The sequence below is a fragment of the Hahella sp. NS-SX17 genome (assembly GCF_057367735.1).
On the sequence record NZ_CM170632.1, the window covers coordinates 2,601,741 to 2,624,181 of the forward strand.

The following is a 22,441-nucleotide window of genomic DNA, read 5'->3' on the forward strand; positions in this document are numbered from 1 at the left end:
GAGTTCTTGCGGAAAGACTACTGGCGGCTTACTGCGTCGCTGCGGACGTGCGATCTGGTCACCATTCGCGCTATGCTCATTCGCGCGACAGCATAGTCTACTCTCGTTGCTGGCGTCTCGAAAGTGCTGGGCGCAAATCCGGCGGACCAATTGGTTAGCCAGCTGTTTTGTATATGGTCAATTTGTTTAAGGTTTAATTATGGACTCTTCCGCCAATCCTGATTTAGAAAAAATAAAGCAGGGGCTTTTGGCGAAGTCATTACGGCTTCTGGCTCGCCGGGAATATGCTGAGCGTGAGCTGCGGCGGAAGCTCGAGGCTGGCGGTGCAGATGGCGCCGCCGTGGAAGCGGTGATCGCCCACCTGCAGGAGAATAACTGGCTAAGCGACTCACGTTATGCGGAAGTCCTGATCCGGCACAGAGCGGGGCAGGGATACGGTCAGGTGCGAATTACGGCGGAACTGAAGCAGCAAGGTGTGGAGCAGGACCTGATCAGGATGGCGTTCGCCGAGTCCGGTATAGACTGGTGTGAGCGCGCTTCTGCTACTCTGCATAAGCGTTTTCGAGGGCGCCCGGACTCACCTTCCGAGTTGCAAAAACGAAAGCGATATCTATTGCAGAGGGGGTTTAACTTTGACGAAATTAATGAAGCGCTGAAGTGTCACGATGAGGGCGAATACTAATTATTAATCAGGCATACAATTAGCTTCTTTCTATCTTGTCTGCAGCCACCGGGGCTGACATGTGCAGGCCCTGTCTACTGCGGCTAGCCGCTGTTCAGGCGTATTCATGCTCCTGAGTACTAACTGCCAATATCGTTGCCATGTTAATAGTGGGTGAAAGAGGTGTAGCTAGAGCATTGGCGGAGTGACACGGAACGGGGCGGGAATTGCTGGCGTTTCTTCCAATGCGCCATCAGCGCCTGGCGCTGAACCATCCTCATTTTGCGCGACACTGCCGTCTTCCGCACTGGGTTGAGTCATCCAGACCAGCACATCGTAATAGCGACGAATATTCTGTACGTAGTGCACCGGCTCCCAGCCGCGCGCGTACCCGTAACGGGTCTTAACGTACCATTTTTTCTGTTGTAACAACGGCAACGCCTGCTTTACGTCGATCCACTTGTCTTGGTCCAAACCTTGGGATTTTGCCAGTGTGCGGGCGTCTTCAAGGTGGCCAAGCCCGACATTGTAAGCGGCGAGCGCCATCCATGTGCGGTCTGGCTCCCCTATGCGCTCGGAGATGCGCTGTTTGATCCGGCTGAAATAGCCGGCCCCACCAAAAATGCTCTGCTCTGGATTTAACCTGTTCTTAACGTTCATTTCCTTGGCGGTGGGCAGAGTCAGCATCATTAAGCCTCTCACTCCTGTGGGGGAGGTGGCGTAAGGGCGCCAGTGAGATTCTTGATAGCCGATTGACGCCAATAGTCGCCAATCAACCTCAAACTTCTCTGCAGCCTGTTTGAAAGTGGGCTCGAACTTTGGCAGCCGGTCTTTGATGTGGCTGATATAGGTGCGCGCGCCGACGTAATTCAGTTGGTTCACATGTCCAAAATAGCGTTCCTGGAGGTAGATCAGGGTGCCGTCGTCTTTGATTTGCTTGATGAACTCGTCTGCTTTCTGGACCAGAGACATATCTTCGCCAGGAGGGAAAATCCAGCTGATCTGTAATGGCTCCATTAAAGAAAATGCTTCCCGGGCGCGAGGAAACATCGCCTTATGAATTTCATATTCCCGGGAGTTAACAATGGCGTATTCGTATTCTTCCTCTTCGATCAGGCGCATGATTTCGGAGGTTTCCATATCCGTGGCTTCCAGCCAGTCCATATCGGGGAGGCGGGAGTCTTTAATCTGCCGCAGGAATTCAGCTTGCGCAGTCTGTGCAGGAATAATTAGTTTGCCGCCGATGAGGTCGTCGATCTGTTTCGGCTTTGGGCTGCCGTTTCGGTACAGCACCAAGGGCTGAATTTCCAGATATTCGGAACTAAATCGTAGATTGGGGCTATGTGCGGAAGCGGCCAGGCGACTTAGTCCAACAGCCGCCAGGTTGGTGTAATTCTGCTCTAGAACGGTATAGGCTTCGTCAAGGTCGCTGGCGACCCGAAGACGCAGCTCAACGCCCAGATACTCCGAAAACTTCTTCGCCAACTCATACTCAAAGCCTGCCGGACCGTCTCTGTCTTCATAATAGGTGGTGGGAGCATTGCGGGTGATAACGTGGAGAACGCCCTCTTGCTCGATCTTTTCCAGCGTAGTCGGGCGGCTGCATGCGCTCAGGTTGGCGATAAGCGCCGCCGCGGTCAGCGTCTGAATGCCGCTTCTGATAAGTTTGTTCAGGAAACGTCCTGTTCGCCATGAATGAGTGCAGGCTGATGCAAGCAATATCAGTTCCGATTGTTAATAAAGGGGCTCAATACTTAACAGTAACAAACCAGGTTGCAAGTTAACTGTAGTTAAAATGTGAAAAATCTTGTCGGTTTATGTACAAAACGTCGCTCGCTTGGGTTAACCCGTAAGCTTATACCGCACGTTCGGCTAAGCCTCTTAAAAGTGGCTCAATGGCTTGATATCTATTATCATTAGCGCCTCTTTTTTCCAGCCTAGAGGCCATCAGTCAGAGATATGTTTGAACTCCGTGGCGCACCAGCCCTCTCCCCATTTCGGCGCGAAAAACTACTCAAGAATATTCAGGAACAGGCTCCTGAAGTCCAGTCAGTGTATGCCGAATACATGCACTTCGTTGATTTGGAAGGAGACCTTTCCGCAGAGCAGCGCACCGTGCTGGATCGCTTGCTTCAATACGGGCCGCAAGGGCAGAGTGAGATGCCTGGCGGCACTCTGTTTCTGGTCGTGCCTCGACCCGGCACGATTTCTCCATGGTCGAGTAAAGCGACGGATATCGCGCACAACTGTGGCCTCACGGCGGTTCGTCGTATCGAAAGAGGCGTGGCGTATCATATCGGCAGTACGGAGCAGCTGAGTAGCGATCGTCGCGCGGCGATCGCAACAATTTTGCATGACCGCATGACCCAGTCGGTGTTTCATGAGATTGCAGGCGCAGAGCTGTTATTCGCTCACGCAGAACCCAAGCCGATGGCGACGGTTGATATTCTCGCGGATGGACGAGACGCGTTGTCTGAGGCCAATCGCGCCATGGGTCTGGCCCTGGCGGAAGACGAGATTGATTATCTCACCGGCGCCTTTACTGATTTAGGACGCAATCCGACTGATGTAGAGCTGATGATGTTCGCTCAGGCGAACTCCGAGCACTGCCGCCACAAGATTTTTAATGCAACCTGGGAGATTGATGGCGAAGTCCAATCGCACTCCCTGTTTGGGATGATTCGCAACACCCATGAGCTGGGCGGTCAGGACGTTCTCTCCGCTTATCGCGATAACGCGGCCGTGATTAAAGGCGGTCAGGGAGGACGTTTCTTTCCCGACCACAACACCAAGGTTTATGGGTATAACGTAGAGGATATCCATATTCTGATGAAGGTGGAGACGCATAATCATCCTACGGCTATTTCTCCATTCGCTGGCGCTTCGACGGGCTCTGGCGGTGAGATCCGCGACGAAGGCGCTACTGGCGTTGGGGCAAAACCCAAAGCCGGATTGACTGGTTTTACAGTCTCCAACCTTAATATTCCTGGCTATAAACAGCCATGGGAAGGAGACTACGGCAAGCCGGATCGTATTGTTTCCGCGTTGCAAATCATGCTGGATGGCCCGATTGGCGGCGCGGCGTTTAACAACGAATTCGGCCGGCCGGCTCTGTGCGGATACTTCCGAACCTATGAAGAGCAAGTGCCCGGCGTAAACGGGCTTGAGTGGCGCGGCTACCACAAACCGATCATGATTGCTGGCGGCATGGGCAATATCCGCGCTTCCCATGTGGAAAAGAAGGATATTTCCGTTGACGCCAAACTGATCGTACTGGGCGGTCCAGCGATGCTGATTGGACTGGGTGGTGGAGCCGCGTCTTCAATGGATAGCGGCGTCGGCCAGGAAGACCTCGATTTCGCTTCCGTACAAAGGGATAACCCTGAAATGGAGAGACGCTGTCAGGAAGTGATTGACCGCTGCTGGCAGCTTGGCGACGACAACCCGATTCTGTTTATTCACGACGTTGGCGCAGGCGGTTTGTCAAATGCGTTGCCTGAATTGGTGAAAGATGGCGGCCGCGGCGGCTTGTTTGAGCTTCGTGACGTGCCCAATGATGAGCCTGGCATGTCGCCTCTGGAAATCTGGTGTAACGAATCTCAGGAACGTTATGTCATGGCGGTTGCGGAGGAGGATATGGAGCTGTTTGATCAGCTCTGTCGGCGCGAACGCTGTCCTTATGCTGTAGTAGGTTCAGCCACTGAAGAGTTGAAAATTCAAGTGTCTGACGAGTATTTCGCCAACAGCCCGGTCGACCTTCCCATGTCGGTCCTGTTCGGCAAGCCGCCCAAAATGCATCGCACTATTGAGCGGAAGAGCTTCACCAAACCTATCTTTGACTCCACTAATCTGGATATCAAAGAAGCGGCGGAGAGAATTCTTCGTCTTCCTAGCGTAGCTTCTAAAAGCTTCCTGATCACAATCGGTGACCGCTCTGTTACGGGGATGGTGTCCAGGGACCAGATGGTGGGGCCTTGGCAGGCGCCGGTTTCTGATGTGGCGGTGACTACTGCAAGTTTTGATACTTATCGTGGCGAAGCGATGGCGATGGGGGAAAGAACGCCGATTGCGCTGATTGACCCTCCATCTTCTGGTCGTATGGCGGTAGGCGAAGCGATCACCAATCTCGCCGCGGCGAAAATAGAGAAGTTGTCTGACATTAAGTTGTCTGCGAACTGGATGGCAGCAGCTGGCCATCCGGGGGAAGATGAAGCCTTGTTCGAAACGGTCAAGGCTGTGGGTATGGAGTTGTGTCCTAAGTTGGGCATCACCATTCCTGTGGGCAAAGACTCCATGTCTATGAAAACCGTTTGGGAAGAAGGCGAAAAGCAGAAATCCGTTACCGCGCCCCTGTCCTTGATCATTAGCGGGTTTGCTCCTGTTGAGGATGTTCGCAAAACGTTGACGCCGCAAATGGACCTGTCAGCCCCGTCGAAGCTGTTGCTTATTGATTTGGGAGCGGGCAAGAACCGTCTAGGTGGTTCCGCCTTGGCGCAAGTTTATCGTTCTGTCGGCGCCGTGGCTCCAGATTTGGACAACCCGGGTGAATTGGCGGCGTTCTTCGCCTGCATCCAAAAGCTGAATGGTGAAGGTAAGCTTAAAGCGTATCATGACCGTTCAGATGGCGGCCTGTTCACCACCTTATGTGAAATGGCGTTCGCCAGTCGTTGTGGCATGACCATTTGTTTTGATGGATTGGTGAAAGACCCTACCCATATCGCACGCGAGTTGTTTAACGAAGAACTTGGCGCGGTGGTGCAGGTATCCGCAGAACACGTTGAGGATGTGAAATCCTGCTTCGCTAATGCTGGGCTGGCTGATCATGTTGTTGTATTGGGCGAACCTCATGCGGATCAGGTTGTGAAATTCCAGCACGACGGGCAAACAGTGCTGGATTATAGCCGGGCGGGGTTACAGAAAATCTGGGCCGAAACCAGTTACCGTATGCAGGCGATGCGGGATAATAGTGAATGCGCGGCTGAAGAGTTCTCTGCTATTGATGATGATAAGGATCCGGGCCTAAGCGCCAAGCTTACTTATGACGTCAACGAAGATACTGCAGCGCCATTTATTAACCGCGGCGCCAAGCCGAAAGTTGTAGTGTTGCGCGAGCAAGGCGTTAATAGTCAGGCTGAAATGGCGGCGGCGTTCGATAGGGCTGGCTTCAGCGCGGTGGACGTGCACATGAGCGACATTCTGTCGGGCGCAGTTTCCTTGAGTCAGTTCAAGGCCTTGGCCGCCTGCGGCGGCTTCTCCTTCGGCGATGTACTGGGCGCAGGTGAAGGTTGGGCTAAGTCCATCCTCTTCAATGCACGGGCGAGGGATCAGTTCGAGGCGTTCTTCCATCGTAAAGATACATTCGCATTGGGTGTCTGTAATGGCTGTCAGATGATTTCCAATCTGAAAGAGTTGATACCCGGAGCAGACTCATGGCCGCGCTTTGTTCGTAATCGCTCAGAGCAATACGAGGCTCGTGTCGCAATGGTCGAAGTGCTGGACTCTCCGTCAATACTATTCCAGGGTATGGCGGGTTCAATGATGCCGATTGCTGTGGCGCACGGCGAGGGGTTGGCCGAGATCGGTCCAGAAGGCGCTTCGGCGCTGATTGCGCAAAAAAATGTGGCGTTGCGCTTTGTGGATAACTATGGTCGCCCGACTATGTCATATCCATTCAATCCGAACGGATCACCTTTGGGCATTACCTCGGTGTGTAACGATGACGGCCGCATCACGGTTATGATGCCGCACCCTGAAAGGGTGTTCCGTGCTGTTGCTAATTCTTGGCGTCCGCCTACTTGGAAGGAAGACGGCGCTTGGATGAGAATGTTCCGGAACGCAAGAGTGTGGTTGGGGTAAGCCTTCTCGGGCTCTGAACTAGTTGGGGGCGGAGGCGTTTGTCTTCGCCCTTTTCACTTCTGCGTCGCGCTTTTTCAGAAGACCTTGGCTCGCTAGAGAAAAAACTCCTGACTTCCTTTTCAAAGAGCAAAATTAGGCTATGCTTTTTTGCGGCATTATTTTTTGTCAGAAAAGGTAACAAAGTGTACGTCATCGCCAGCTGCAAAACTTGATGTGTTCAAAAAGTGCTCGGCAAAATGGTCGGGCTTTGTCGAAAATCTCTCTCGTCGCCTAAAAACGACGCTTTTTTTCTAGCGTTGTTTCTGTTTATTCACACCAGAAATATCTATGTCAAGTAGCTTCTAAAAATATTTCAAAGATGTTTTAGGATCGACGTTGACAAATATAACTTATTGATAAATATTGATATTCTCGTCCTGTTTAATTCATCGCCAATTTGTCCCGGGCATAGGCCCTATGGGCGATTTGAGGGGAAGTTAAGTATTTATCCCCAAAGTTATCCACAGAATCTGTGGAGAACTCTGGTTTTTTAGTCTTGGCAGTAATTTAGGGGCTGCCTGTGGATAAAATTTAAACTGTAATGGAAGGGAAATGTATAAATTAAGCTTTTTTGTTCCTGAATCGCATATGGAAGAGGTTAAAGGGGCAGTCTTTGCGGCAGGAGGCGGAAAGATTGGTGATTATGATCACTGTAGTTGGCAAACTAAAGGTATTGGTCAGTTTCGTCCGCTGGATGGCAGTGACCCCTTTCTTGGAGATATAGGCGAGATAGAGCAGGTGGAAGAATATAAGGTGGAGCTGGTGGTTGAGGATGCGCTAATAATATCGGTAGTGGCTGCCATGAAACTGGCTCACCCATACGAAGAGCCGGCATATGACGTATACCGGCTGGAGAGTTTTTAGTACGTGAGTGGAGGGGCGGCTGGCCGAAGTAATCAGTCTTCAGGAATGCCTGTGAGTATGTCTTTCACGTGAACAGGGAAGACACTTTTTTTGCGGTCTTCAAAATACTGTTGCAGCGTTACTCTTACTGTGGGGAACGCAATCTCACTCCAGGGAATGTCGCTTTCTGAAAACAGTTGAACCTCCAGACTTTCTTCGCCTGCGGCGAATTCCCCATTGATCACGTTGGCGCGATAAAAGATATGAACCTGACCGATATGCGGGACGCTGATCATGGTGTATAGGCCGTCCAAATCAACTCGCGCCTGCGCCTCTTCCCAAGTTTCTCGCATGGCGGCTTCTGAAGTTGTCTCCTGCATTTCCATAAAGCCGGCAGGTAATGTCCAGAAGCCTAGCCTTGGTTCAATGGCGCGTTTGCAAAGTAAAATACGGTCGCCATAAACAGGGAGCGTGCCAGCGACTATTTTGGGGTTAATGTAATGGATGGCCTGACAGTTGCCGCATACATGCCTTGGCCGGTTATCTCCTGCGGGAATCTTGTGCTCAACGGGCTGGCCGCACTGGCTGCAATACTTCATGATCAGATGAACATTCTCGTTGGTTGTCTTGTTAGGAGCTGGAAAGTAAGCATGCGCAAATAGGTGAACTCTTTGAAATCTGCGCATCATATTGCACCATACATTACCCCGAACTTGTATGGTATCTTTCCTTGTTTTCCTCATTGTTTCGTAGTCGGTCATGCTTGATAAAATCATTGCTACCTTAAGCTCCAATCAACCTAGGCGTTTTCCCAACGACTTCCCTGAAGCGGCGGTTCTGGTGCCTATTACCCGGGAAGATTGTCCGCAGATTATCCTGACCAAGCGTGCGCAGCACATGAAGACTCATAGTGGACAGGTGGCTTTCCCGGGTGGGATGCGAGACCCTTCAGATCAGAACCTGCGGGACACTGCACTGCGGGAGACATTTGAGGAAGTGGGAGTGTCTTCTGAAAAGATCGAAGTGATTGGCGGCCTTAATCAGGTGATTTCCCGTTATGGTATTGCAGTCACCCCTTATGTCGGGGTTGTCGACCCTGACGTAGAGTTAATTCCTGACCCGAGCGAACTACACAGCGTATTTAAGGCTCCGGTGAGCTTTTTCTTGGAAAATGAGCCTGATCGGCTGGATAAAATCAATTTTGAGCAATATCGATTACAAGTGCCTTGCTGGTATTACGGCGATTATGAAATCTGGGGTGTTTCCGCCATCATATTGATGGACTTTTTCAGGGTTTCCTTTAATCGAAGAATTGGCAGCTTTACTGAAGGTAGGGATTGAACGCATATGAGGTTTAACTTAGGCGATGATTTGGCTGAGATATCTGAGGACGGATGCTTTATAGCGCCGAATGCAGCAGTAATAGGACGAGTGGTGATGCACCCTCAGTCTAGTGTTTGGTTTGGGGCAGTGGTCCGGGCGGATAACGATCAAATATCCATTGGGCCAAAATCGAACATTCAGGACTGCGCCGTGTTACACACTGACTCTGGTTGCCCGATTGTGTTGGGAGAGGGGGTAACGGTAGGGCATCACGCCATGCTGCATGGATGTGATGTGGGCGACTACAGCTTGGTCGGTATCAATGCTGTTGTGCTTAACGGCGCCAAAATTGGGCGCTTTTGTATCATCGGCGCTAATGCATTGATTCCCGAAGGTGTTGTGATACCGGATGGCAGTTTGGTAATTGGCTCTCCTGGAAAAGTGAGGCGCGAGTTGAGCAAGGAAGAAAAAAAGCAGCTTATCGTCAGCGCTGAACACTATGTAGATAATGCCCTCAAATATACACGTTCTTTGCAGCCTGCCTGACATTACATATTTATGAATGAGAGTAAGAATCGAATGGATGGTGAGCGAATCGTGCGTTCGCCATGCGTCAGTATCTGCGCTTTGGATAACGATGATATCTGCATTGGTTGTCACCGGAGCGTTGAGGAGATAGCTGCTTGGTCTCGAATGAGTAACGAACAGCGCATGGATGTGTTGAAAAAAGTGGCTGACAGAGAACGCAAGTCCGTCATTTAAGTCACTTGAATATTTACAGGAGAAGAAAGGCTATGGTGAAAATTGGAACTCCGCTGACGGATGTGGCGACGCGTGCGATGCTTTTGGGTAGTGGTGAGCTGGGAAAAGAGGTGGCGATTGAACTGCAGCGGTTTGGTGTCGAAGTAATCGCAGTGGACCGCTATCCGAATGCTCCGGCAATGCAGGTTGCTCATCGATCTCATGTGATCGATATGCTCAATCCTGAGCAGTTGCGAGAGTTGGTTGAGCTTGAAGCTCCAAACTTTATTATTCCAGAGATCGAAGCCATTGCAACGTCAGAACTTATCGAGCTTGAGCAAAGAGGATTCAACGTCGTTCCTAGCGCTAGGGCGGCTAACTTGACAATGAATCGAGAAGGAATTCGTCGGCTTGCGGCTGAGGAGTTAGGGGTGCGGACCTCCCCTTATGCGTTCGCTGCTGATTTCGAGTCGTTTCGGGAAGCCGTTAGCACAATTGGCGTCCCATGCGTAATTAAGCCCATCATGAGTTCATCTGGGAAGGGCCAAAGTGTTGTTCGCAACGAAAGTGATGTTGACCGCGCTTGGCGGTATGCTCAGGAGGGTGGTCGAGCGGGGCGGGGGAAAGTCATCGTGGAGGGATTTGTAGACTTTGACTATGAAATTACGCTTTTAACGTTGCGTCACGCTGGTGGCGCATCTTTCTGCGCCCCTATTGGACATCTGCAAATTGATGGCGATTATCGCGTAAGTTGGCAGCCGCATCCCATGAGCGCTACAGCGCTGGAGGCGGCGCAAGACATAGCTGAACAGGTGACGAAAGCACTTGGAGGCTACGGGATTTTTGGCGTAGAACTTTTCGTGAAGGGGGATGATGTCTTCTTTAGCGAGGTATCGCCACGGCCTCATGATACAGGACTTGTTACTTTAGTGTCTCAGGACTTATCTGAATTTGCTCTTCATGCAAGAGCGTTACTAGGCCTGCCTGTTCCTGCTATTAAACAAATGGGAGCATCAGCCTCTGTCGCTTTATTGGTCGAGGGCGACTCTTCTCGCGTGTGCTTCTCATCCCTTGATGCCGCGCTTTCTAAGCCTGACGTTCAGGTGAGACTTTTCGGTAAGCCGGAAGTTCATGGCAAGCGTCGAATGGGAGTGGTCTTAGCTCAATCCGAAAGCGTTGATGCGGCGAAGAGGCTCGCGCAAGAAGCGGCTGACAGCATTATTGTCGAGCTTGAGCCGAAAATGAGAGAAGAGTGAGCTTGTAAAATAAAAAGTGTGTGCTTCACTTATAAATTGCCCCTCAGGAATTTTTTCAATAAAAGTGAAAGAATGGAGTTGACGGGAAAAAGGATGTGCGTATAATGCGCCCCACTTCGACGGGGAAGCCGTTCGGAGGGAAGGGAAAAGAGCTGGTTCGAGAGAGTCGGCGGCGCTAAAAAGGAGTTGACACAGAGGTTTGAAAGTGTAGAATGCGCGCCTCGGTCGGAGAGGTTCTCCGAAAGAGAAAGTTCTTTAAAAAGTTAATCAAGCAATTTGTTGTGGGCGCTAACTGAGGCGGATCTGGAAAAGATTAAGTCTTAAGTTAGTGACTCGTACAATTCATGAGTGAGCAATCACTCAAGAGTACAGTAGTTTTAACTTGAGCAAGATTAAGAATCTTATTGATTCACACTCTTTAAACTGAAGAGTTTGATCATGGCTCAGATTGAACGCTGGCGGCAGGCTTAACACATGCAAGTCGAGCGGTAACAGTCCTTCGGGAGCTGACGAGCGGCGGACGGGTGAGTAATGCATAGGAATCTGCCTGTTAGAGGGGGATAGCCCGGGGAAACTCGGATTAATACCGCATACGCCCTACGGGGGAAAGCAGGGGATCTTCGGACCTTGCGCTAACAGATGAGCCTATGTCGGATTAGCTAGTTGGTAGGGTAAGAGCCTACCAAGGCGACGATCCGTAACTGGTCTGAGAGGATGATCAGTCACACTGGAACTGAGACACGGTCCAGACTCCTACGGGAGGCAGCAGTGGGGAATATTGGACAATGGGGGCAACCCTGATCCAGCCATGCCGCGTGTGTGAAGAAGGCCTTCGGGTTGTAAAGCACTTTCAGTAGGGAGGAAAGGGCAGTTGCTAATATCAACTGCAGTTGACGTTACCTACAGAAGAAGCACCGGCAAACTCCGTGCCAGCAGCCGCGGTAATACGGAGGGTGCGAGCGTTAATCGGAATTACTGGGCGTAAAGCGCGCGTAGGCGGTTGCTTAAGCTAGGTGTGAAATCCCCGGGCTCAACCTGGGAACTGCACTTAGAACTGGGCGACTAGAGTTTTGGAGAGGAGGGTAGAATTCCAGGTGTAGCGGTGAAATGCGTAGAGATCTGGAGGAATACCAGTGGCGAAGGCGGCCCTCTGGCCAAAAACTGACGCTGAGGTGCGAAAGCGTGGGGAGCAAACAGGATTAGATACCCTGGTAGTCCACGCCGTAAACGATGAGAACTAGCCGTTGGGGTCCTTAGAGACTTTAGTGGCGCAGCTAACGCGATAAGTTCTCCGCCTGGGGAGTACGGCCGCAAGGTTAAAACTCAAATGAATTGACGGGGGCCCGCACAAGCGGTGGAGCATGTGGTTTAATTCGAAGCAACGCGAAGAACCTTACCTGGCCTTGACATCCAGAGAACTTTCCAGAGATGGATTGGTGCCTTCGGGAACTCTGAGACAGGTGCTGCATGGCTGTCGTCAGCTCGTGTTGTGAAATGTTGGGTTAAGTCCCGTAACGAGCGCAACCCTTGTCCCTATTTGCCAGCACTTCGGGTGGGAACTTTAGGGAGACTGCCGGTGACAAACCGGAGGAAGGTGGGGACGACGTCAAGTCATCATGGCCCTTACGGCCAGGGCTACACACGTGCTACAATGGGGCGTACAGAGGGTTGCGAAGCCGCGAGGTGGAGCTAATCTCTTAAAGCGTCTCGTAGTCCGGATTGGAGTCTGCAACTCGACTCCATGAAGTCGGAATCGCTAGTAATCGCGAATCAGAATGTCGCGGTGAATACGTTCCCGGGCCTTGTACACACCGCCCGTCACACCATGGGAGTGGGTTGCACCAGAAGTAGCTAGTCTAACCTTCGGGGGGACGGTTACCACGGTGTGATTCATGACTGGGGTGAAGTCGTAACAAGGTAGCCGTAGGGGAACCTGCGGCTGGATCACCTCCTTAAACGATATCCAACTGTCTTAGTTTGGCGTCCACAACAAATTGCTTGATTGGCGAGTAGAGAGCTTACTTAAGGGTCATCAGGCCCGTGACGCAATCGAGAGATTGCAAGTTCTGGGTCTGTAGCTCAGGTGGTTAGAGCGCACCCCTGATAAGGGTGAGGTCGGTGGTTCAAGTCCACCCAGACCCACCAGAATTTCCTTGTTCTTGGTGAATAGCTAAGTGTGATTAGGAAGATTATGGGGCTGTAGCTCAGCTGGGAGAGCGCCTGCCTTGCACGCAGGAGGTCAGCGGTTCGATCCCGCTCAGCTCCACCATTCATAGAATGGTAGTAGTACGGTTGACGATTAAGTAAGTGAAGTCTGACGGTATCAGATGATAGAAACGAATACAGCATGAAAGTTTCAGAAAGATGACTGTATTGGTTTCTGGCATTTGGTCAGAGAAGCTCTTTAACAATTTGGATAAGCAAAGTAAAAACCAACGTGGTGACAGATGAAGTTTATTTGTCACTCAACGGATAGGTTTTACTGAGTAGTTATACTCAAGCGCAATATCGGCGAATTATTGTTACGGTGAAACCAGCGCTGTATAGCTTGAAGTGATGGCAGTAATGAAATTACTTCGGGTTATATGGTCAAGTGAATAAGCGCATACGGTGGATGCCTTGGCAACTGGAGGCGATGAAAGACGTGAAAGCCTGCGATAAGCGTCGGCGAGGTGGCAAATAACCTTTGACCCGGCGATCTCTGAATGGGGAAACCCACCTGATTTATCAGGTATCCTGCACTGAATCCATAGGTGTAGGAGGCGAACCGGGGGAACTGAAACATCTAAGTACCCCGAGGAAAAGAAATCAACCGAGATTCCCTCAGTAGCGGCGAGCGAACGGGGATCAGCCCTTAAGCTTTGTGACAGATAGGAGAACGCTCTGGAAAGTGCGGCCATAGTGGGTGACAGCCCCGTATCTGAAATCTTATCAAAGTGAAATCGAGTAGGTCGGGACACGTGTTATCTTGACTGAATATGGGGGGACCATCCTCCAAGGCTAAATACTCCCAGTTGACCGATAGTGAACCAGTACCGTGAGGGAAAGGCGAAAAGAACCCCTGTGAGGGGAGTGAAATAGAACCTGAAACCGTATGCGTACAAGCAGTGGGAGCAGATTTATTCTGTGACTGCGTACCTTTTGTATAATGGGTCAGCGACTTACGTTTAGTGGCGAGCTTAACCGAATAGGGGAGGCGTAGGGAAACCGAGTCTGAATAGGGCGAATTAGTCGCTAGGCGTAGACCCGAAACCGAGTGATCTAGCCATGGGCAGGTTGAAGGTTGAGTAACATCAACTGGAGGACCGAACCGAAATCTGTTGAAAAAGATTCGGATGACTTGTGGCTGGGGGTGAAAGGCCAATCAAACTCGGAGATAGCTGGTTCTCCCCGAAAGCTATTTAGGTAGCGCCTCGGACGAACACCTACGGGGGTAGAGCACTGTTTGGGCTAGGGGGTCATCTCGACTTACCAACCCCATGCAAACTCCGAATACCGTAGAGTGATATCCGGGAGACACACGGCGGGTGCTAACGTCCGTCGTGAAGAGGGAAACAACCCAGACCGCCAGCTAAGGCCCCCAAGTCCATGTTAAGTGGGAAACGATGTGGGAAGGCACAGACAGCTAGGAGGTTGGCTTAGAAGCAGCCATCCTTTAAAGAAAGCGTAATAGCTCACTAGTCGAGTCGGCCTGCGCGGAAGATGTAACGGGGCTCAAACATGGCGCCGAAGCTGCGGATTCATCCAATGGATGAGTGGTAGGGGAGCGTTCTGTAAGCTGATGAAGGTGGATCGAGAGGTCTGCTGGAGGTATCAGAAGTGCGAATGCTGACATGAGTAACGATAATGCGGGTGAAAAACCCGCACGCCGGAAGACCAAGGGTTCCTGCGCAACGCTAATCGGCGCAGGGTGAGTCGGCCCCTAAGGCGAGACCGAAAGGTGTAGTCGATGGGAAATCGGTTAAAATTCCGATACTTTGTATTGCTGCGATGGGGGGACGGAGAAGGCTAGGTCAGCCTGGGATTGGTAGTCCAGGTTTAAGCCTGTAGGCAGTGTGTTTAGGCAAATCCGGACACACAATGCTGAGGGGTGATGACGAGCTCTCTTTAAGAGAGTGAAGTGATTGATGCCCAGCTTCCAGGAAAAGCCTCTAAGCTTCAGGCAATACGAAACCGTACCCCAAACCGACACAGGTGGTCAGGTAGAGAATACCAAGGCGCTTGAGAGAACTCGGGTGAAGGAACTAGGCAAAATGGTGCCGTAACTTCGGGAGAAGGCACGCCGTCATGTACGTGAAAGCCCTGCGGCTGGAGCGGAAGGCGGTCGAAGATACCAGGCCCCTGCGACTGTTTATTAAAAACACAGCACTCTGCAAACACGAAAGTGGACGTATAGGGTGTGACGCCTGCCCGGTGCCGGAAGGTTAATTGATGGGGTTAGCGTAAGCGAAGCTCTTGATCGAAGCCCCGGTAAACGGCGGCCGTAACTATAACGGTCCTAAGGTAGCGAAATTCCTTGTCGGGTAAGTTCCGACCTGCACGAATGGCGTAACGATGGGGGCGCTGTCTCCACCCGAGACTCAGTGAAATTGAAATCGCTGTGAAGATGCAGTGTATCCGCGGCTAGACGGAAAGACCCCGTGAACCTTTACTATAGCTTCACAGTGGACTTTGAACCTGCTTGTGTAGGATAGGTGGGAGGCTTTGAAGCGAGGACGCCAGTTCTCGTGGAGCCATCCTTGAAATACCACCCTGGCATGTTTGAGGTTCTAACTCTGACTGGTAATCCCGGTCGAGGACACTGTGTGGTGGGTAGTTTGACTGGGGCGGTCTCCTCCAAAAGAGTAACGGAGGAGCACGAAGGTGCGCTAAGTACGGTCGGACATCGTACGGTTAGTGTAAAGGCATAAGCGCGCTTAACTGCGAGACAAACACGTCGAGCAGGTACGAAAGTAGGTCTTAGTGATCCGGTGGTTCTGTATGGAAGGGCCATCGCTCAACGGATAAAAGGTACTCCGGGGATAACAGGCTGATACCGCCCAAGAGTTCACATCGACGGCGGTGTTTGGCACCTCGATGTCGGCTCATCACATCCTGGGGCTGAAGCCGGTCCCAAGGGTATGGCTGTTCGCCATTTAAAGTGGTACGCGAGCTGGGTTTAGAACGTCGTGAGACAGTTCGGTCCCTATCTGCCGTGGACGTTGGAGATTTGAGGAGAGTTGCTCCTAGTACGAGAGGACCGGAGTGAACGAACCGCTGGTGTTCGGGTTGTGATGCCAATCGCATTGCCCGGTAGCTACGTTCGGACGGGATAACCGCTGAAAGCATCTAAGCGGGAAGCCCCCTTCAAGATAAGATCTCCCTGAGGACTTGATCCTCCTAAAGGGCCCTTGTAGACCACGAGGTTGATAGGCTGGGTGTGTAAGCGCTGCGAGGCGTTGAGCTAACCAGTACTAATTGCCCGAGAGGCTTGACCATATAACACCGAAGTAATTTACCGGTATTGATTGAGTATAACTGCTTATCCAAGTTAAAGGTCTTCTGACCAAGCGCCAACTAGACAAGCTAGAACTAAGACAAAGCTTAACAGTTTTGCCTGATGATCATAGCGGACTGGAACCACCTGATCCCATTCCGAACTCAGAAGTGAAACAGTCCAGCGCCGATGGTAGTGTGGATTCCCATGCAAGAGTAGGTCGTCGTCAGGCTCTTAATACGAAGAACCCGTCCTTGTGGCGGGTTTTTTTATGCCTGTCATTTAGCCCAGGCCGAAACATAAGCTCGCTCCAGGCCCTTCTCTCCCTGTCATAACTTAAAATAATTAGTGAAAGTCTCTCGATCTCGACGCCAGCTCTTCAAGTTGCGGCGTCAGATCAATCAGTCGATGGGCGATAACATGCGCCAATTTACCTTCCTCATCCTTGTCCAGTTCTCCATATACCATCAGTAAGCGTGCTTTGACGAGTGCGTCCATCTGAGCCATTGCTATTTCTTTCCAAACAATGATGTTAATGGATCCAGTTTCATCCTCGAGAGTGATAAAAGTGACGCCTGTCGATGTTTTAGGGCGCTGTCTGTTAATGACGATTCCTGCTACGTAAGTCTTAACGCCTGCTCTTTGTTCCAATAGCTCATCCGCCACTAGGCATTGGGGGATTAAGTTAGACTCTCGAAGGTAGGCTAGTGGGTGATCATCCAGCACTAAACCTGTGCTGGCATGGTCTTCACAGATGCTGTCCAAGCGATTGGGAGGGGAGAAGCCTGAGGCTTTATATTCAAACTCGGAAAAAAGCTGGTAGTAATAAAGGAAGCCTGAACACTCCCACCGTTGTTGGTATCTATGGTTGCCTAATGAAATCAGAGCGTTGGCGGAAGCAAGGGCTTCAAGGTCATCTCTGGATACGTTAGGTAGACGCATCACTTGAGCGAGGGTGTGAAACCCACCATTGGTTCTATGCTGAATGATAGAAGCAGCAGCTTCTTTAGATAGTCCTTTGACAAATTTTAGCCCCAGCCTCAAGGCGCCTTCTTGAATTATATTTAGGTGCGGTTCCAGGCGATGCTCCCAGTAACTGTTATTTATATCTATTGGCAATACGAGGACGCCATGCCGTTGCGCGTCTTGCACTAATTGCCAGGGAGCATAAAAGCCCATGGGTTGACTATTTAAGAGCGCGCAGCAAAAAGCAGACGGATAATAATACTTTAGCCAGGCTGAATGATATGCCAGCAGCGCAAAGCTGGCGGCATGGGACTCAGGAAAACCGTACTCACCGAAGCCTTCTATTTGTCGACATAGGCGTTGAATGTACTCCTTGGAAACGCCTTTGTTCAGTAGATTGGTTATCAGCTTATCCATCAACTTACCCATGTGGCCGCGGCGTTTCCAGCTGGCCATAGAGCGCCTCAGTTCTTCTGCTTCTTCGGACGTGAAGCCCGCGCCGACTATGGCGATGGCGATCACCTGCTCCTGGAAAATTGGGACGCCAAACGTTCGCTTCAGTATGGGTTTTAGCTCTGGTAAGGGGACATCACTTGGATCTTCCAGGTTATGACGTCTGCGTAGATAAGGGTGCACCATGTCGCCATGAATCGGGCCTGGCCTGACAATAGCTACCTGTACAACAAGATCATAGTATTTTTCGGGCTTGAGGCGAGGCAGCATATTCATCTGGGCGCGGGACTCTACCTGAAATACGCCTACGGTGTCTGCTCTCTGTAGCATGGCATAGACTTTGGGGTCTTCTTTTTTGGGGATGCTTTCCAGAGTGAAATCTTTTTTCGTCAGTTCGCTGACATATACAAGACACTTCTTCAGTGCAGTCAGCATGCCTAACGCCAATACGTCGACTTTCATTAAGCCAAGAGACTCAAGATCATCTTTGTCCCACTGTATGACTGTACGCTCTTCCATGGCGGCGTTTTCTATTGGAACCAACTCGACGAGAGGGCCTGCGGATAAAACGAAACCGCCTACGTGTTGTGATAAATGTCTTGGAAAACCCAACAACTCAGGTAGCAGCCCTTTAAAGCATGTTAGGAGGTGGTTGTCTTGAGAAACCTGAGGTGTGATCACTTCATCGATCCAGTTTTGACCACGATAGCGCCACCCATAATTGGCGATCACATTTTCGAGCTGCATCAGGTCAACCCCCAGCGCTTTTCCCAGGTCTCGCAGTGCGCTTTTGGGGCGATAAGTAATGACAGTCGCAGCAATTGCACAGCGTTCGCGGCCATAGCGTTGATAGAGATATTGGATTACTTCTTCTCTGCGCGCATTTTCGAAATCCACATCAATGTCGGGAGGCTCGTCGCGTCCTTTCGATATAAAGCGTTCAAAGAGAAGGCTGGCTCTAGTAGGGTCTACGGCGGTTATACCCAGGCAATAACACACCACAGAATTTGCGGCTGAGCCTCGACCCTGACAGAGGATGTCCGATTTTCTTGCGTAATTAACGATGTCATAGATGGTCAGGAAGTAATATTCGTATTCTAATTCACTGATGATCTTTAGCTCTCTCTCTAGCGTCGCCAGAACCTTTTCAGGTATGCCTTTCGGATATCTGAGGTGGGCCCCTTGGAAAGTTAGTAGACGCAAATAGGCGCTAGGGTCGCTTCCTTCTGGAACAACTTCTTTGGGATATTGGTAGCGGATCTCATTCAGCTCAAAGGAGCATCTTGCTGAGATGGTCAAGCTTTCTTTAATGGAGAAAGAAGGGTAAATAGCGCGTATTTCACTTAGGGGACGCAGGTAGCTTTCTGCATTATGGGGAAGGTGCTCTTTTATGGAGTGGACAGGTTGATTGAGGCGAATGGCTGTTAGCGCATCATGCAGGCGTTTTCGCTCAGGGATATGCATATTGACGCCGTTGCTGCATACAACAGGGAGGTTGTGGGCGAGAGAAAGTGTTTGCACTAAATCTCGCCTAGAGCCGTCTTCTTCAGATAGAGACAGTTCCAATAGTAGCCATAAACGGTCTTGGAAGGCTTTCGCTAAAGGGGGGGAAAATTCTGAGTCGCTCTGTTTGGGGCGCCAAAGTAAAAGGCCCTGCTTAATATTCTTTATGAGGTCATAAGGAGAAAAGTGATAGCTTCCTTTTTCTGCATTTCGCCGACAAGAGGTTATAAAGCGGCAAAGCTCGCCATAAGCTTTTTTGTGTGGAGCCAATACGACAAAGCAATTGTCCTCATAATGAAACTCACTGCCGATAATCAACTTAAAAGCGGATACATCAGGGACTTCCTCCCTTAACTTCTGAAGCTCACGCCAAGCTTTAACCGCTCCAGCTACAGAGCACTCATCTGTGATCGCCAAAGCGCTATAACCCTGAAGAATAGCTTGCTGCACCAGTTCTTCAGGGTGGGATGCGCCTTTTAGGAATGAGTAGTTACTGATGCAATGGAGTTCGGCGAAAGACATAGGGAAACGTCGGATTCAGGAAAAAAAACCATGGATAAACCACTGTTTTTCGGATGTTTGAAAAACCCAGTGCAAGCAGTTGGTTGGGGTGGCTGCGACATAGTAGTCTCGCTGTATTGCCTGCTTATCCCACCACCCTGAATCTATGCGTAATGGCCCGTGGAGCAGTCTATAAGCTTCAATATCGACAGGTAATGGGGTTGGCGATAGCCAAAGTGGTTGAAGTAGAGGTTGTGATGCTGGAGTTTTTGTGACCACAGATTGAGGCGTTTGTTGGGTTTTGAGCTCTGGCCTGTGGTCGGTAGTGAGGGTAATAAAGTGCATGCAGTCGGAGCCCAGTCGGGCCGCCAGCCGGTTTATTAAGCGAGCTTTTTCTGTGGCGATATTTTCATTGAAATGGGCGAATAAGTACTCTGATTGCTGCGGCGCGTCCTCAAATTGCGAAGCATATAACTCAATCGTCACCACTGGGGCGTAAAGATTTATTCTTTCCAGGCTCATATTAAGCATGTAGAGCCAGGGTTCGGCGCGATTGTCTCCCTGTGCAAGCCTGATTTTCTCCAGTGTCGGCGGTCGTTTGCGATGAACCAGACGCACTTCCAGTAACTGACAGATCAGACAGCGTTCCTGCAAAAAATGGCAAAACTCTTTGATGGCTTTAGCCAAGTAAAAAAGTAGAGGCTGCAGGCTTTCAAACTCCTGCTCCAGATCTAACCGCTTTTTGAAGCGGCTTGGCGTAGGAAATGGCGAGGGCCGCCAGGGCTTGCGACCCAAAGCATGGTCAAGATATTGAGCAAGTTCCGCATCGATTCGGTACGCCAGATCGCAACTTGGAAGCTTGGCGATATCATAAATAGTCTTTAGCCCTAGCTTGCGCAGTTTGTATTCAATGCGGCTTTTCAGCTTTAGGTGACCTAATTTAAGCTGTCTTAGCACATGCCAAAAGCTCTCTACGTTCACGTCCTTTTCTATTTCTGAACGTGCAAGGATGCGTGCTGCTTTAGGGTGCGGCGCGGTGGCGCACAATACAGTTATCCCAATGGCTGAAAAAGCTTGTCGAATAGATTCTCGCAAATGAGAGGGCGCTGCATATAAGCGCTTCATTGTGGCGACTTCCAGATATAGGCCGTCAGGCTCGTCCAGGCCTACCCATGATGAAAAGCGGTTAGCGATTTGCGCGGCGCGATGAATAGCCTGGGTTTGTTTGTAAGGTTTGATACTCAGGACCTGCAAGGTCGGGCACAGGCAGAACGCTGTATTTAATAGCATCCCAATGTCCACGCCTGAGCTGGAAGCGCTCGCGTTTGCGTCAATAATCACAGAGCCTGACTCATGAATCAGGGCGGTGGGGCGGTCTTCCCTGAAGCTGGCGCTCCAGGTTTCTGCGTAAAGATGAGGAAGGTATAAATATAGCCACCGCATAAGGTTATGACGCCTTTGAACTTATTTGCTTCTTTAACTATCCACGATGCCGGGGGCCAGAGAGAGATGTGGTTTGGCCAACCCAAACAACGTGTGCGAATGCATGATATTGAGGGTTACCTTGCCAGTGGCCCATCCTCTGCGTTGTTTGTTGATATCCACACATAAGCCTCCTTGAGGGAGGGCGCTCAGGCGGATTCTCAATGCGCTGGGCGTGCTGGACTGCTGCTTGTCTTGAAACAGAAAGCAAGGTTTTTGCTGTTGTGCGGCGATGATCTGTAGGCGACGCACATGCTCAGGGCGCATGCTTTCAGGCCATGCCAGCACGGCGGCAGTTGATGGGCTTTTCAGGCTTTCTTCAATTGTCCAAAGCAAGTCCCGGCGGGATTGTGGATGAATTACCAGATTATTGTGGAGGCGGATGCCGCCTTTGATCAGGGCCGGAGCATACAAAGGATAAGGTGGGGCGATCCACGGAATCCATTGGTCTTGATGGCTCAAAGTCGCTAAAGCAGGAAATAAAAGACTGACTTCTCCTATGCCAAGGCTTCGATATTCTATTTCTGTCACGCCATCCACTGGCCACCCATTGTCCGACAACGCTTGATTCAGCGAAGGAAACCCAGTGTCGAGGCCATTTGTAGGCGTTGCAGAGAAGTGCTTGCCTCGCCATACCTGGCCGCAGTTAATAGCATGTTCTAGCGTCGGTTTGTTCATTGGCTTTGGTTGATTTGAGTAAACAAAAATACTGTATATAAAAACAGTATTTTTGTCAAAAATAGAGAATAGTCCCCTTTTTTAGCCCATGAACATTCCGCTATGCTTCTACTCGGGCCCCGTTTCAAGTAAGCGGCGACGGGAAAAGAAATGCTTATAAGAGCGAGAATGTCATGGAAATAAGAGAAGCGTTAGAGCAGGATTTTGAGCAGATCTGGCGGATATTTCACTCAGTTGTCGCTGCAGGCGAAACATACGCCTACGCCCCAGACACCAGCAAGGAAGAAGCCTTTGAACTATGGCTGCGACAGCCCCAGAAGACCTATGTCGCGGTTGAAGGGGACACTGTTCTGGGTACCTATTATCTGAAACAAAATCAGCTGGGTTTGGGCTCCCATGTCAGTAACTGCGGCTATATGGTAGCGGAGGCCGCTCGCGGCAAAGGCGTGGCGGCGGCGCTGTGCGAGCACTCGCAATCCATGGCGAAGCGCTATGGATATAAAGCCATGCAGTATAACTTCGTGGTCTCCACCAATGAGGTTGCGGTTAATCTCTGGAAAAAACTGGGTTACGAGATTGCTGGCCGTCTTCCGAAAGCATTTCGCCACTCAAAGCTTGGACTGGTGGATGCTTTAGTGATGTATAAGTGGTTAGGAGATTAGC

General features: G+C 50.7%; 13 protein-coding genes, 2 tRNA genes and 3 rRNA genes. 13 read left to right on the forward strand and 5 right to left on the reverse strand.

All coding sequences use genetic code 11. The features are described from left to right. The first annotated feature begins 199 nt into the window (after positions 1–199). Positions 200–682, forward strand: coding sequence for a regulatory protein RecX (locus AC2IBB_RS11750; RefSeq protein WP_486333043.1), 483 nt, complete (start codon positions 200–202; stop codon positions 680–682). A 168-nt stretch (positions 683–850) separates the two neighbouring features. On the opposite strand, the gene mltF is transcribed toward AC2IBB_RS11750, so the two are convergent. After that, positions 851–2,380, reverse strand: coding sequence for a membrane-bound lytic murein transglycosylase MltF (mltF, locus tag AC2IBB_RS11755; protein ID WP_486333044.1), 1,530 nt, complete (start codon positions 2,378–2,380; stop codon positions 851–853). A 240-nt stretch (positions 2,381–2,620) separates the two neighbouring features. Between mltF and purL the strand changes: the two genes are divergently transcribed. Beyond that, positions 2,621–6,517, forward strand: a complete 3,897-nt coding sequence (purL, locus tag AC2IBB_RS11760; protein WP_486333045.1) for a phosphoribosylformylglycinamidine synthase — start codon at positions 2,621–2,623, stop codon at positions 6,515–6,517. Between the two features lie 591 nt (positions 6,518–7,108). After that, a complete protein-coding gene (locus tag AC2IBB_RS11765; RefSeq protein ID WP_486333046.1) occupies positions 7,109–7,420 on the forward strand; it encodes an NGG1p interacting factor NIF3 in 312 nt (103 codons plus the stop codon). Between the two features lie 32 nt (positions 7,421–7,452). Here AC2IBB_RS11765 and AC2IBB_RS11770 read toward each other — a convergent pair whose 3' ends face one another. Then, complete coding sequence (locus AC2IBB_RS11770; protein WP_486333951.1) at positions 7,453–7,998, reverse strand: NUDIX hydrolase; 546 nt, start codon at positions 7,996–7,998, stop codon at positions 7,453–7,455. Positions 7,999–8,158: 160 nt separating this feature from the next. On the opposite strand from AC2IBB_RS11770, the gene AC2IBB_RS11775 reads away from it, so the two are divergent. From AC2IBB_RS11775 to rrf, 9 genes are all read left to right on the forward strand, one after another. Next, entirely contained in the window at positions 8,159–8,740 is a 582-nt protein-coding gene (locus AC2IBB_RS11775; RefSeq protein WP_486333047.1) for an NUDIX hydrolase, read from the forward strand. A 6-nt stretch (positions 8,741–8,746) separates the two neighbouring features. Further along, entirely contained in the window at positions 8,747–9,268 is a 522-nt protein-coding gene (locus AC2IBB_RS11780) for a gamma carbonic anhydrase family protein (protein WP_486333048.1), read from the forward strand. Between the two features lie 33 nt (positions 9,269–9,301). Continuing rightward, positions 9,302–9,484: a DUF1289 domain-containing protein gene (locus tag AC2IBB_RS11785; RefSeq protein WP_486333049.1), complete on the forward strand. Its 183-nt coding sequence runs from the start codon at positions 9,302–9,304 to the stop codon at positions 9,482–9,484. Positions 9,485–9,516: 32 nt separating this feature from the next. Continuing rightward, positions 9,517–10,719: a formate-dependent phosphoribosylglycinamide formyltransferase gene (purT, locus tag AC2IBB_RS11790; RefSeq protein ID WP_486333050.1), complete on the forward strand. Its 1,203-nt coding sequence runs from the start codon at positions 9,517–9,519 to the stop codon at positions 10,717–10,719. 420 nt (positions 10,720–11,139) lie between these two features. Next, positions 11,140–12,674: ribosomal RNA gene (locus AC2IBB_RS11795) — 16S ribosomal RNA — on the forward strand. 113 nt (positions 12,675–12,787) lie between these two features. Further along, positions 12,788–12,864: transfer RNA gene (locus AC2IBB_RS11800), tRNA-Ile, on the forward strand. Between the two features lie 48 nt (positions 12,865–12,912). After that, positions 12,913–12,988, forward strand: a tRNA-Ala gene (locus tag AC2IBB_RS11805). Between the two features lie 318 nt (positions 12,989–13,306). Beyond that, a 23S ribosomal RNA gene (locus AC2IBB_RS11810) occupies positions 13,307–16,197 on the forward strand. Between the two features lie 117 nt (positions 16,198–16,314). Further along, a 5S ribosomal RNA gene (gene rrf, locus AC2IBB_RS11815) occupies positions 16,315–16,427 on the forward strand. Together the 16S, 23S and 5S rRNA genes with 2 tRNA genes alongside form the textbook arrangement of a ribosomal RNA operon. A 113-nt stretch (positions 16,428–16,540) precedes the next feature. On the opposite strand, the gene AC2IBB_RS11820 is transcribed toward rrf, so the two are convergent. The 3 genes from AC2IBB_RS11820 to imuA are packed head-to-tail and all read right to left on the reverse strand — an operon-like array spanning position 16,541 to position 21,778. Continuing rightward, a complete protein-coding gene (locus tag AC2IBB_RS11820; protein WP_486333051.1) occupies positions 16,541–19,639 on the reverse strand; it encodes an error-prone DNA polymerase in 3,099 nt (1,032 codons plus the stop codon). Positions 19,640–19,654: 15 nt separating this feature from the next. Then, positions 19,655–21,061 carry a Y-family DNA polymerase gene (locus tag AC2IBB_RS11825; protein WP_486333052.1) on the reverse strand — a complete coding sequence of 469 codons (1,407 nt, stop codon included), beginning with the start codon at positions 21,059–21,061 and terminating at the stop codon, positions 19,655–19,657. 33 nt (positions 21,062–21,094) lie between these two features. Continuing rightward, positions 21,095–21,778, reverse strand: coding sequence for a translesion DNA synthesis-associated protein ImuA (gene imuA / locus AC2IBB_RS11830; protein WP_486333053.1), 684 nt, complete (start codon positions 21,776–21,778; stop codon positions 21,095–21,097). A gap of 173 nt (positions 21,779–21,951) precedes the next feature. Between imuA and AC2IBB_RS11835 the strand changes: the two genes are divergently transcribed. Then, the gene (locus AC2IBB_RS11835; protein WP_486333054.1) at positions 21,952–22,440 is read left to right on the forward strand and encodes a GNAT family N-acetyltransferase; all 489 of its coding nucleotides are present in this window, start codon (positions 21,952–21,954) and stop codon (positions 22,438–22,440) included. Position 22,441 lies beyond the last annotated feature (1 nt).